The following is a 13,363-nucleotide window of genomic DNA, read 5'->3' as shown; positions in this document are numbered from 1 at the left end:
CCTCTAAGGAGGAATCGAAACCGTCGGGTACGCGACGTAATCAACGCCGAGATCGCCCACGGTGGTCGTCTCGAACGTCCAGGTCCCGCCGGGCGGAATGTCGGCAGCCGCGCTGCTCGTCGCCACGCCGAGCGGCCGTCCGACTCGATTCACCGGAAAGACCGTTACCCCGGGGTCGCTCACGGCTACATCGAGCCCGTTCTCGAGCGTGCCCGTGTAGGCGCTCCCGGCGCCCCTGCTGACGGTCTCCACCTCGCTGACGGTGATGGCATCGACAGGAGCAACGTCCATGGGGAAGGCCGGGAACCTGTGCCTCAGGTATCCGAGGTCCTCGATGGCGATGTCGTCCGAAAGACCCGTTGAGGCAACCATCGCAATCTCACCCGGGGCGACACAAGGAACGATCACGCCGGAGCCGTCGCTCAGCCGATAGAGCCGCCTACTCCGCAAGCTACCGCCCCAGGTTGTCACGAGCTGCTCGGCCTTGTCGACGAAGTCGACAACCATGCCGGCGTCGCAGGCCGGGACCTCCCCATCATTTCTGACAGCGGCGTAGAGCTCGGGGCCGGTCGTCCCCTGCACCAGCGTGAAGGCGACCAGCGTGAGCCCGTCTCCATCCCCGTCCAGCTCGGTGTTGGATAAGCCTTCCGGAACGAAGCGCAGGCCCTCGCCGGGGTCCCCGCCCATTCCGCCCCGGCCCGTCTCCGAGCCGCTCGAGCCAGCTCCCGCCTCGCAGTCTTTTGTCAGGCGTAGGGCGCCTTACCGTATTGTTGTGTCTGCCTGAGCTCGTCCAAATGGGCGCCACCGCGTCCCAGGTCGGTGCTGCGCCTGGTCGCTGAGGCCCAGGTGGTACCGGATCCCCTCCCGGATGCGCCGGTTGTCGTGGAGGCGATCGCGGCACGGCGGTCGCCCGCCCGCTCTCCGGCTCGAGACAGCGGCGGACGCACGCACCCCCGGCTCCATTCTGCGCGCTCTCTGTCCCGAATACGACCCGAAGCCGCTGCGCGAGCAGGTTTCGGACGTGATGCGCTGGAATCGGCCCGGAAGGTAGGGAAGGGGACCGATGCAGGGCGAGGCGACAGCTGGCTTGGTGTATCCGCCCACAAGAGCAGGAGTCAGGGCTGTGTTCCCGAGATCAGATGAGAACTGTCAATCCCCGGCACCCGCCTTCTTTCAAATCCACGCTGGCGTCGCGGTGTCCATACTTCATACTGCCCAGCGGGCTCATCGTGACCGCATTGCAATGCGGCCGACAGTGCGTTGTATGAGCCTGGGTTCTGCCTGGCGCCGGCTCTTTTTGTCCGGTGGACCAGGCGGCCGTGATGCCTGATGAGCGTACGACAGAACAGCAAGCAAAGTGTGCGTGCAGGTGTGCGCGTGTCGAGCGTCTCGACGCGGCGTACGGTGGATTCTCGCGCATCGATGCAACCGACCCCTACCCACTACAAGGAGGTCATCTGCAATGAACGAAATGTGTTATTCGCCGCTCTCTCTGGAGCAAGAACGCGCCTGGGGGCTCGACCGGAGCCGAGGCGCCGCGCCCGGCTTGCATGAACGGGGCGCGGTGTGGCTGGATGGCGAGCTGGACGTGCCCAGATGGGTCCAGGCCATCGAGAGGCTCGCGGCGCGCCAGGCGATCCTGAGGACGTCCTTCGCAGAGCGCGATGGGCAGCCGGTGCAGGTCGTCTCACCGCAGGCCGAGATCGCCTTCCGCGAGGTGGATCTCGCCGCCGACGGGCGGTCCGCCTCGGAGGATTCCGCGCTCGAGATGGCTCGCCGGGAGACCTCGCTGCCCCTCGACCCGGAGCGCGGCCCGCTCTGGCGCGTGAGCCTCATCCGCGTGCATCCGAGGCGCCACCTCGTCGCGCTCTCCATGCATCCGATGGTCTCCGATGGCGAGCCGAGCGTGGCGCTGTTCTTTTCGGAGCTGTTCGACGGCTATCACGGCGTCGAGCGGCAGGCGCCCACGATGCGCTATCAGGACTACGCGCGTCGGCAGCGGGAGCGCAGGACTCCGGAGCTCCTCGACAGGCAGCTCGCGCACTGGCGTCGCGAGCTCTCGGGGGCGCCGGAAGCGCTGGAGATCCGGACGGATCGGCCGCGGCCCGCGGCGCGGACCTTCGCCGCAGGCTCGGCGGAGCGCGCGCTCGATCGGGAGCTCGTGCGAGAGCTCCGCGCGCTGGCGCTGGAAGAGGACGTGGCGCTGTCCGCGGTCTTGCTCGCGGGAATGCATGCCGTGCTCCACCGCACTACCGGCCAGGACGACGTCCTCATCGGCGTAGCGCTGTCCGGGCGAGACGACGAGGAGACGAAGGGCCTCATCGGGACATTCGGGAACCTCGTGGTCGTACGGGGCAGGCTGGGCGCGGATCCGAGCTTTCGCTCGCTCTTGCGTCAAGTGCGCCGCTCCATGCAGGAGGGGAAAGAGAACGGAGACATCTCGTTCTCCTCCCTGGCCGAGCAGCTCTCGCTGCCGCGCGATCCGAGCCGCGCGCCGCTCGTCCAGGCCACCTTCGCCAGCAAGCCGGGCACGCTGGAGCCGAGGCGAGGCGCCCTGCTCACGCTGACGCCGGCGGCGCTCGAGGCGACCGAGGTGGCGTTCGAGCTCGCCGTCCGCGTCGAGGAGTCCGAGGCGAGCGTGATCGCGCGCGTCGAGTTCAATCGCGACCTCTTCGACCAGGCGACGCTCGAGCGGCTGCTCGGGCACTGGGCGGTGCTGCTCCGCGGGGCGGCGAGCGATCCGGAGCGGCCCGTCTCGGAGCTGCCGATCCTGACCGAGGAGGAGCGCCGCACGCTGCTCGCGTGGAACCGCGGCGAGGTGTTCGATCCGCCGCGCGATCGGCTGCACGAGCGGGTCGAGGCGCACGCCCGGCGCAGCCCGTCCGCGGTGGCGGTGGTGTTCGAAGGGCAGCGTCTCACCTATGCCGAGCTGGATCGAAGGAGCAACCAGATAGCCCACCTCCTCCGGGAGAGCGGCGCGGGGCCCGAGGTCCCGATCGGCGTCTGCCTGGAACGATCGCTCGAGATGATCGTGGCGCTGCTCGGCATCCTCAAGTCCGGCGGCGCCTATGTCCCGCTCGACCCCTCTTACCCGGCGGACCGGCTCGCCTTCCTGCTGGAAGACGCCGGCGTCCCCGTGATCCTCACCGAGGAGCGCTTCGCCTCCCGGCTCCGGAGCGGGAGCGCGAGGGTGGTGTGCCTCGACGCGGATCGGGCCATGATCGAGCGACAGCGCGAGGACAAGGTAGGGCCCGCGCCGAACGAGGGCCCGGACGACCTCGCGTACATCATCTACACCTCGGGATCGACCGGGAAGCCCAAGGGGGTGATGGTCACCCACGCCAATGTGGTTCGCCTCTTCGACCACACCGCCAGCGCGTATCGCTACAGCGACCGCGACGTCTGGACGCTGTTCCACTCGTATGCCTTCGATTTCTCCGTCCTGGAGATCTTCGGCGCGCTCTGCCACGGCGGACGGCTGGTCGTGGTCCCCTTCGTCACGAGCCGCACGCCGGACGCGTTCTACAGGCTCCTCGGCGATGAAGGGGTGACCCTCGTCTGCCAGACGCCCTCGGCGCTCCGCCAGCTGATCCACGCCGATGCGGCGGCCGAGCCAGCGCTCCGCGACCGCCTGCGGCTGCGTCTCGTGATCTACGGCGGCGAGGCGTCCGACGTGGCGATGCTCGAGCCGTGGTGGGACCGCCACGGGGACGAGCACCCCAGGCTCGTCCACGTCTATGGTCCCACCGAGACGACCGTGATCGCCACCCACCGCGCGATGGGAAAGCCCGATCTGGAGCGGCCGTGGTCGAGCTCGATCGGCGTCGCATTCCCCGACGTCCGGGTGCTCCTCCTCGATCGCAACCGCGCGCCCGTCCCCGTCGGCGTCGCCGGCGAGATCTACATCGGCGGCCCCGGCGTGGCGCGCGGCTACCTGAAGCGCCCCGAGCTCACGCAGGAGCGCTTCCTCCAGGATCCGTTCGGCGACTCCCCGGATTCACGCCTGTACAAGACCGGCGATCTCGCGCGTTACCTCGCCTCGGGCGAGATCGAGTTCCTCGGCCGCATCGACGATCAGGTGAAGATCCACGGCCACCGCATCGAGCTCGGCGAGATCGCGGCGGCGCTGTGCCAGCACCCCGGGGTGCGCGAGGTCGCGGTGGTGGTGCGCGAGGACGCGCCGGGCGACAAGCGGCTCGTGGCGTACGTCGTCCCCCGCGCGGTCCAGGGCGCCTCTGTCGGCGACGAGCAGGCGCTCCTCCCCGCGCTGCGCGCCCTCGCGCAGCGCCAACTGCCAAGCTTCATGGTCCCCTCGGCCTTCATGGCGCTCGAGGCGCTCCCCACCTCGCCGAACGGCAAGGTCGACCGCAGGGCGCTCCCTGCGCCCGGCGGCGACCGCCAGGAGCTCGGACGCGCCTTCGTGGCGCCGCGCTCCGAGCTGGAGGAGGCGCTCGCAGGCCTCTGGAAGGAGCTCCTGCGCGTGGAGCGCGTGGGCGTGCACGACAGCTTCTTCGAGCTGGGCGGCAGCTCGCTGCACGCCGTCCAGCTGTTCTCCCGCCTCCGCGGCGCCTTCGGGATCGACGTCGGATTCCAGGAGCTCTTCGATCATCCGACCGTCGCCGGGCTCGCCGCGCTGAGCCAGGGCGGCGGCCGCGCGGCCCCCCGAGCGGAGCATGCCATTCCGAGAGGCACCCGGACGGGGCCAGTCCCCCTGTCGTTCGCGCAGGAGCGCATGTGGTTCCTCCACCGGCTCGCGCCGGAGAGCCGGGCCTACAACTGCCTCTGTCCCTTCCGTCTCACCGGGGACATCCACGTCCCGGCGCTCGACAGGAGCCTCCGTGAGCTCGTCCGCCGCCACGAGATCCTGCGCACCGTCTACACCGAGATCGACGGCCAGCCCGTCCAGATCGTCGCCGAGGACGCCTCCTTCCGGCTCGACGTCGCGGACCTTCAGCACCTCTCGGAGGGCGAGCGCGAGGCCCAGGCGCAGCAGCTCATCGAAGCGGAGGCCCAGAGGATCTTCGACCTGAAGCGCGGCCCCGTCTTCCGTGCAGGGCTGCTCCGGCTCGGGCCGCGGGATCACGTCCTCTGGCTGCACATCCACCACATCGCCGTCGACGGCTGGTCGCTCGAGGTGGCCTACCGCGAGATCGCGGCGCTCTACGATGCCTTCTGTCGGGAGGCTCCCCCTCCGCTGCTGAACACGCCGCTCCAGTACGCCGATTTCGCCTCGTGGCAGCGCGAGCAGCTGACGGAGGAGACCCTGTCGGGGCTGCTCGCCGGCTGGAGGCAGAGGCTCCTCGACGTGCCGCCCTTGCTCCAGCTGCCGAGCGATCGCGTCCGGCCGCCGGTCCAGACCTTCCGCGGCGCGACGATCCCGTTCCAGCTCGACCCGACGGTCGGAAGGGCCATCCGGGACCTCGGCGCGCGAGAAGGCGTGACCGTGAACATGGTCCTCCTGGCCGCGTTCGCCGCGCTGCTCCACCGCGTCACGCAACGCGACGACCTCCTTGTCGGTCTGCCGAGCGCGGGCCGGGAGCACGCCGACCTCGAGGCGGCGATCGGCTTCTTCGTCAACGTGGTCCCCATCCGGATCGACGTCTCCGGCGAGCCGTCGTTCGAGGAGCTGCTCCGCCGCGTGAGGGATGTGTGCCTGGACGCCTACGCGCACGACAGGCTCCCGTTCGAGCGGCTCGTCCAGGAGCTCCAGCCCGAGCGTGACCCCAGCTACAGCCCGCTCGTGCAGATCGTGTTCGCGCCGCAGCCGCCCGCGGAGCGCGAGCTCCACCTCACCGGGGTCGAGGCGCGCGCCATCGACACGGATACGAAGAAGACGATCTTCGACGTATCGCTCTATGCCTGGGAGAGCGCCGACAGCGTCGCCGGGATGCTGGAGTACAGCACCGACCTCTTCGAGCGGGCGACGATGGGGCGGATGATGAATCACCTCTTCACGCTCCTCGCCGCGGCGACATCGGACCCTGCGCGCTCCGTCTCGTCGATGCCGCTGCTCCCGGAGCGCGAGCAGCGCCAGCTGCTCGTCGAATGGAACGAACCGGGCGCCGATTTTTCTCGCGACCGGCGCGTCCTGGATCGGTTCGAGGAGCAGGCGGCGCGCGCGCCGCACGCCGCCGCGGTCGTGTCCGATCGCGGATCGCTCGCGTACGGAGAGCTCGATCGCCGGGCGAACCAGCTCGCGCGCCGCCTGCGCGAGCTGGGCGTCGGGCCCGAGACCCTGGTCGCGATCTGCGCGGAGCGCTCGCTGGAGATGGTGGTCGGGATCCTCGGGACCCTCAAGGCGGGCGCGGCGTATCTCCCCGTGGACGCCGAGATCGCGAGAGAGCGGCTGGCGTTCATCCTCGAGGACTCCGGGGCGCCGGTGCTCCTCACGCAGGCGCACCTCTCCGAGCGCCTCCCGCCGTTCGCGGGCGCGGTGATCCGCCTCGACGCCGACTGGCCGGAGATGGCGGCGCTGGAGGGGTCGCCCCCTCCGGCGTGCGCAGGCCCCCGGAACCTGGCCTATGCCATCTACACCTCGGGCTCGACCGGCCGACCGAAGGGCGTGCTCGTGGAGCACCGGAGCCTCATGAACCTGGTGGAGTGGCACGTGCGGCGCTTCGCCGTCTCCTGCGCGGATCGCGCGACCCTGGTCGCGAGCCCCGGCTTCGACGCGTCGGTATGGGAGCTCTGGCCGTATCTGTGCGAGGGAGCGTGCCTGTTCATCCCCGGGGAGCCGCTCCGCCGTTCCCCGGACGAGCTTCGAGCGTGGCTCATCGCGCGAGGGATCACCGTCTCTTTCTTGCCGACGCCCATGGCGGAGGAGCTCCTGCGCCTCGACTGGCCTGCTTCCGCCGCGCTCCGGTACCTGCTCACGGGAGGAGACAAGCTCCGCGTCTGGCCTGGCGCGGCGCTCCCCTTCGACGTCGTGAACAACTATGGTCCGACCGAGGCGACCGTCGTGGCGACCTCGTGCCTCGTGCCGCGGGCGCGGCCGAACGGCGGGACGGCGACGGCCGATCCCTCGATCGGCCGCCCCATCGACAACCTGCGGGTCTACCTGCTCGATCCGCGCGGGGAGCTCGTCCCGGTGGGCGTCCCCGGCGAGCTCTACCTCGGAGGCGTCGGCGTCGCCCGCGGGTACCTGAACCGGCCCGAGCTCGACGCAGCGCGGTTTCTCCCCGATCGGTTCTCGGACGAGCCGGGCGCACGCATGTACCGCACCGGCGATCGCGCCCGGTGGCACGCCGACGGGACCCTCGAGTTCCTGGGACGGGTCGACAACCAGGTGAAGATCCGTGGCTATCGTATCGAGCTCGGCGAGATCGAGGCCGTGCTGCGAGAGCACCCCGACGTGGAAGAGGCCGTCGTGGTGGCGCGGGAAGAACCGCCGGGCAACAAGCGGCTTGTCGCCTACGTCATCCCTCGCCTCGAGCACGGCGGCGCCACGGAGCAGGCCCCGGCCCTGCAAGCGGAGCACGTCTCGGCGTGGCAGGCGCTGTACGACGGCACCTACGGGAAGGGCGACGCCGGGGTGGATCCGGCCTTCAACATCACCGGCTGGAACAGCAGCTACACCGGCGAGCCCATCGACGCCGGAGCGATGCGCGCATGGCGGGACCACACCGTCGAGCGGATCCTCTCGCTCCAGCCGCGCCGGGTCTGGGAGATCGGCTGTGGGACCGGGCTCCTGCTCTTGCAGCTGGCCCCGCAGTGCGCCGCCTATCTCGGGACGGATTTCTCGGAGCAGGCGATCTCGCTCCTCCGCCCCGAGGTCGCGCGCGGCACGCTCTCGCACGTGTCGCTGCAACGCCGGGAGGCGAACGACTTCAGCGGTGTCGAGCCGGGCAGCTTCGATGTGATCGTCCTGAACTCGATCATCCAGTACTTCCCCGGCGCCGATTACCTGCGCTCGGTGATCGAGGGCGCCGTGCGCACGGCGGCGCCCGGCGGCGTCGTGTTCCTGGGCGACATCAGGAGCCTTCCGCTGCTCGAGGCGTTTCACACCTCGGTGCAGCTCCACCGCGCGCCCGCGGGCGCCACCTCGGCCGAGCTGCGGGCCCGGGTGCAGCGGGCGGCCTCGGGTGAGGAGGAGCTCGTCCTCGCGCCCGAGCTCTTTCACGCGCTGCGCGGCCAGGTCCCGGGCGTGGAGCACGTGGAGGTCTGGCTCAAGCGGGGTTCGGGCTCCGACGAGATGACGCGCTTCCGTTATGACGTGGTCCTGCACGTCGGCGTGGCGCCCGAGCCCGTCGTCGTCGGCCGATCGCTGGCCTGGGCTGCCTCGGAGGGCCTCGCCGGCGTGGAGCGAGCGCTGCGTGAGGAGGGATCCCTCGGGCTGGAGGTCCTGGGGATCCCGAACGCGCGCGTGCACGCCGACGTGATCGCTGCGCGTCGGCTACGGGAAGGGGACGGCGTCGCGCTGGCCCGCGCCGCCCCGACGGCCGCCGAAGGAGCGATGGCCGCGATCGAGCCGGAGGCGCTGTGGGCGCTCGGCGCGCGCCTCGGCTGCTCGGTCCGGATCACCGGATCGAGGACCTCGGGTCCGGGCTGCATGGACGTGCTCTTCGAGCGCGCCGAGGACGCGCCGCGACCGCGCGCCTGGGTCCAGGCGCGGCCCGGGGAGACCTTGCCCGAGCGGTCGCTCGCGAACAGCCCTCTCCGGCGGCAGAAGACGCGCGCGATGCCCGCAGGCCTGCGCGAGTTCGCCGCGGCGAAGCTCCCCGACTACATGGTTCCGGCCGCCCTCGTGAAGCTCGACGCGCTGCCGCTCACCGCGAACGGGAAAGTCGACATGGCGGCCCTCCCGGCCGACGACCGCGCAAAGCCCGCGCCGAGGGCGGCGACGCCGGTGCCCGCCTCGAACATCGAGGTGATCCTCAGCGACATCTGGCGCCAGGTGCTCGGCGTCGACGAGGTCGGGCTCGACGATCCTTTCTTCGAGCTCGGCGGTCACTCGCTGCTCCTCGCCCGGGTCCGCGCGGGCATCCGGGCGCGGCTCGGCGAGGACGTCCCCATCATGGACCTGTTCCAGTACCCGACGATCCGCAGCCTCTCTGCCCACCTGAAGAGGGGCCCTCTGGCGGCTGCCTCGGGCGAGAGCACGGTCTCCAGGCGTGGACCCGGCGCCGTGGCCTCCGCGGCCGAGGCGCCGGCGCGGGAGGCGCTCCCCGAGAACGCGATTGCCATCATCGGAATGGCGGGTCGATTCCCGAAGGCGCGCAGCGTCGACGCGCTGTGGTCGATGCTCGAGGACGGGGGTGAGGGGATCGGCTTTTATTCGTCCGAGGAGCTGAAGGCGCTCGGCGTGGACCCGGAGCTCACCCGGTCGCCCAGGTTCATCCCGGCGGCCGGCGTGCTCGACGACGTCATGTGCTTCGACGCGGCGTTCTTCGGCTACAGCCCGCAGGACGCCGTGCTCATGGACCCGCAGCAGCGGGTCTTCCTCGAATGCGCCTGGGAGGCCATGGAGAGCGCCGGGTACAACCCGCTCGCCTACCCGAAGCCGATCGGCGTGTTCGCCGGGAGCGACGCCCCGAGCTACTGGATCGAGCGCGTCGGGCCGCCTCCGGCCGCGCCGAACTCGGAGCACCAGCGGATCTATACCGGGAACGTGACCGACTCCCTGACCACGCGCGTGGCCTACAAGCTGGGGCTCCGGGGGCCGGCGGTGAGCGTCATGACGGCATGCTCGACGTCGCTCGTCGCGGTGCACCTCGGCTGCCAGAGCCTCGTCACCAGGGAGAGCGACATGGTCCTCGCCGGAGGGGTCGGCGTCCTCTCGCCGCGGAGGATCGGTTACCTCCACGAGGAAGGCTCGGTCACCTCGCCCGACGGCCATTGCCGTCCTTTCGACGCCGAGGCGAGCGGCATCGTGGCCAGCAACGGTGTGGGGCTCGTCGTCCTCAAGCGGTTGAAGGACGCCCTGGACGACGGCGACACGATTCACGCCGTGATTCGCGGATCCGCCGTCACCAACGACGGTGCGCTCAAGGTGGGTTACATGGCGCCGAGCCTGGAAGGGCAGCTCGAGACCATCGCCCGGGCCCACGCCGCTTCGGGCGTCAGCCCGGAGAGCATCACGTACGTGGAGGCGCACGGCGCGGGCACGCGGCTCGGCGACTCGATCGAGGTGGCCGCGCTGTCGCGGGCGTTCCGGAGGGCCACCGACAAGGTCGGCTTCTGCGCGCTCGGCTCGGTGAAGAGCAACCTCGGCCACCTCCGCGCGGCCGCCGGGGTGACCGGCCTCATCAAGGCGGCGCTGTCGCTGGAGCACGAGCTCATCCCCGCGACGCTCCATTTCCGCCGCCCCGGCCCCGAGATCGACCTCGCGAGCAGCCCGTTCTTCGTCAACTCCGGGCCGTGCGCGTGGAAGCGCGGCGGAGCCCCGCGCCGCGCCGCGGTGAGCGCCTTCGGCATCGGTGGCACGAACGCGCACGCGGTGATCGAGGAGGCGCCGGAGCCGGCGCCGTCCGGCCCGTCGCGGCGCCGCCAGCTGCTCGTCGTCTCGGCGAGGACGCGCGCCGCGCTCGAGAAGAGCACCGATCGTCTGGCCGAGCACCTGCGGCGCGCGCCCGAGGGCTCGCTCCCCGACGTCGCGTTCACCCTGCAGCGGGGCAGGGTGCCTTTCGCGCACCGCCGCGCGGTGGTGTGCGCGGATCCGGCCTCGGGAGCGGCCTGCCTCGATCAGCGCGACCCGGCCCGCGTCTTCACGCAGGTTGCCGGCGGGCGGCCGCCGGAGGTCGTCTTCATGTTCCCCGGCGCGGGCGCGGAGCGTGTCGGCATGGGGCGTGAGCTCTACCTGCACGAGCGCGCCTACCGCGAGAGCATGGACCGGTGCGCCGACCGCTTCCGTCGCGAGCTGTCGGTCGACCTCCGCGACCGGCTCTTCCCCGAGGAGCAGGGGCGCTCCCGCGGTGAAGAAGACATCGGCTCTCCGCGCCTCCGCGCGGCCGCCCTCTTCTCGACCGAGTACGCCTTGGCGCAGCTCCTGATGTCGTGGGGGATCCGCCCCGCCGCGCTGTTCGGCCACGGCGTGGGCGAGGTTGCCGCCCTGTGCGTCGCCGGTGTGCTCTCGCTCGACGAGGCGGTCGCGCTTGTCGCGCTGCTCGGGCGCGCGGAAGAAGAGGAGGCCGCCGAGCCGCTCCTCGCGCGCATGGCCCAGCTGGCCGCGTCGATGGCGAGGAGGGCGCCGAGCATCCCCCTCGTCGGAAACCTCGCTGGCGACTGGGTGACGGAGACCGACGTCCACGATCCATCGTTCTGGGCCCGGCTCCTCGCGGGATCGGCTCGCCCCGACGATCGCATCGCCACGCTGCTCGCCTCGGCCGATCGCGCCCTCCTCGAGGTCGGGCCCGGCTCCTCCCTGGCCACCCTGGCGTCGCGGCACCCGGGCGCGGGGGCGGAGCGACCGATCGCGACCACCCTGGCAGGCCCGGGCGAGGGCCCCGGCGACCTCGAAGCGTTGCTCGCCGCGGTGGGCCGGCTCTGGTGTGCTGGCGTCGACGTCGACTGGGCCGCTTTCTCCGGGGACGAGCGCCGGCGGCGCGTGCCGTTGCCCACGTACCCGTTCGAGCGCGTCCCGCACCAGCTCGACACCACCTGCACCGTGGGCCCAGCCACGGTGCGGTCCCTGTCGCCGAAGCTCTGCAGTCCGCCGGAGTCGTCGGGCCCGCCCACGGGCTCGCCGGCGAGCGTGCGGCTGCGGGACGCGCCGCCGCCGGACTCGCCTGCGCCCCTGAGCGCCGCGCTGACGCAGCGGAGCGGGAGCGCCGCGGTCCTCCCCCACAGGCGCGCGACCGGGCAGCTCCTCGTCACGCTGCGGGCGGGGGCGCCGGACACCGCGCCGCTCTTCCTGATCCCGCCGCTCGGCGGTACGGTCCACGCCTATCACCCCCTTGTGCAGCGCCTGAGCGGCGAGCTGCCCGTCTACGGGATTCAGCCGACCGGCGTCGAGCCGAGCGAGCCGGGCTTCACGTCCGGCTTCACGTCCATCCCCGCGATCGCGGCGCGGTACGTGGACGAGCTCCTGAGCGTCCGACCCGAGGGGCCTTACCTCCTCGGGGGGCATTCGGCCGGCGGCGTCGTCGCGTACGAGATGGCGCAGCAGCTGCTCGCGCGAGGGCGCAAGGTGCCTTTGCTGCTGCTGCTGGACACGGGCTTCGACCCGCGCGCGAGCGATCGCTCTCCGGCGAGCGGCCTCGCCCATGAGATGGCGAAGCTCGAAGCCGTCGCGTCGCAGCGATACCGCAGCTTCGTTGCGGCCATGGCGGACGACGCGCGGCTCCGCGCCGAGGTCACGAGCACGTGGCAGGCCCTCGCGAGCTACGCGCCGAAGCCGACGGACGCCAGCGTCCTGTTCGTGCGCGCGCGGGAGCAGGTCAGCCCGGAGGACGCGGCCGCCGTCAACGCCTGGATGGATCTGGCGCGAGCGGCGTTCGCCCTGCAGGTGGTGCCCGGCAATCATTTCACGATGATGGAGCCGCCCCACGTCGCGCACGTCGCCCGCGCGATCCAGCAGCACATCGCGGGCGCGCTGAGGCCCGCGCTCGTCGACGCCCTGGAGGGGAGGGCGCTCCGGAGGCCGAGGGCGAGGCCCCTCGGCGCGGAGAGCGGGCCCGAGAGCGGCCCGCCGTCGCGCTGAGAGCCTGCTCTCCGCGCCGCCAATGACCAGCCTGGCCGCTCACGAGTCGATCGGTGGAGTAGCCCACCTCGGGTCGCGCAGCGCGTTGTCCGCGGTCGCGCAGCGCGTTGTCCACGGTCGCGCAGCGCGTTGTCCACGAACGATTCGAACGTCAGAATGGCCTAATTGCACCTTTCTGGATGTACTGGACTCGTGAGGAAAGCGCGTTCACGCCAGAATCGCCGGTCTTCGCGGCCGAACGAGCTACCGTCGGGTACTCCCTGAGGAGGGCAAAGGGCCGCTCGATATCCGCGCTTCGCTCGTCGTGGCGCTACCGGCATAGCTGGGTCGCGCGAGCGAACTTTCCGGTTGATGTACCTCGCGGATGGAGCTCTAAAGCAAGGGTGGCTCGTCGGCGTGCGGCTGGCGTGACGGGCCGAACGTCCACGGCGAGCTGCGCGTGATCCATGGGCGAGGCATCACGAACCCGGAGTCTACCGTGCGCTACGTGGCGGAGCGCCGGGGGCCTCGTGCGCGCCGCCGCCCCGCTCGGCGGAGGCACGGCCCTCGACATCGAAGCGGGCGGCAGCGCGCCGTTCGTACGCCGGCGTTTCACAATCACGCCTTCAAAGGAAACCATCGGCGAGGCGCCCGTGCTCACGCCGATGGACGAGCCTCGGGCTCGTCACAGCTTTTGATTCGCTCCCGTGATCATCTCGACATCGACCGGGAATATAGGCGTATGCG

At 71.2% G+C, this 13,363-nt stretch carries 2 protein-coding genes; one reads left to right on the top strand and one right to left on the bottom strand.

Annotated elements, in window-relative coordinates; all coding sequences use genetic code 11:
• Positions 1–3: 3 nt before the first annotated feature.
• On the bottom strand, positions 4–687 hold the full coding sequence (locus tag WMF36_RS21955; RefSeq protein WP_437581585.1) for an FxLYD domain-containing protein: 684 nt from the start codon (positions 685–687) through the stop codon (positions 4–6).
• 775 nt (positions 688–1,462) lie between these two features.
• Between WMF36_RS21955 and WMF36_RS21950 the strand changes: the two genes are divergently transcribed.
• The gene (locus WMF36_RS21950) at positions 1,463–12,637 is read left to right on the top strand and encodes an amino acid adenylation domain-containing protein (RefSeq protein WP_437581584.1); all 11,175 of its coding nucleotides are present in this window, start codon (positions 1,463–1,465) and stop codon (positions 12,635–12,637) included.
• Positions 12,638–13,363 lie beyond the last annotated feature (726 nt).

This window comes from Sorangium sp. So ce887, assembly GCF_051521455.1.
Taxonomy (GTDB): domain Bacteria; phylum Myxococcota_A; class Polyangia; order Polyangiales; family Polyangiaceae; genus Sorangium.
Note: the sequence above shows the minus strand (reverse complement) of the source record. Positions and strands in the feature narration are given on the sequence as shown.

Coding starts and splice junctions, on each gene's coding strand:
- WMF36_RS21950 (WP_437581584.1), top strand. CDS start 1,463: ATGAACGAAATGTGTTATTCGCCGCTCTCTCTGGAGCAAGAACGCGCC.
- WMF36_RS21955 (WP_437581585.1), bottom strand. CDS start 687: ATGGGCGGGGACCCCGGCGAGGGCCTGCGCTTCGTTCCGGAAGGCTTA.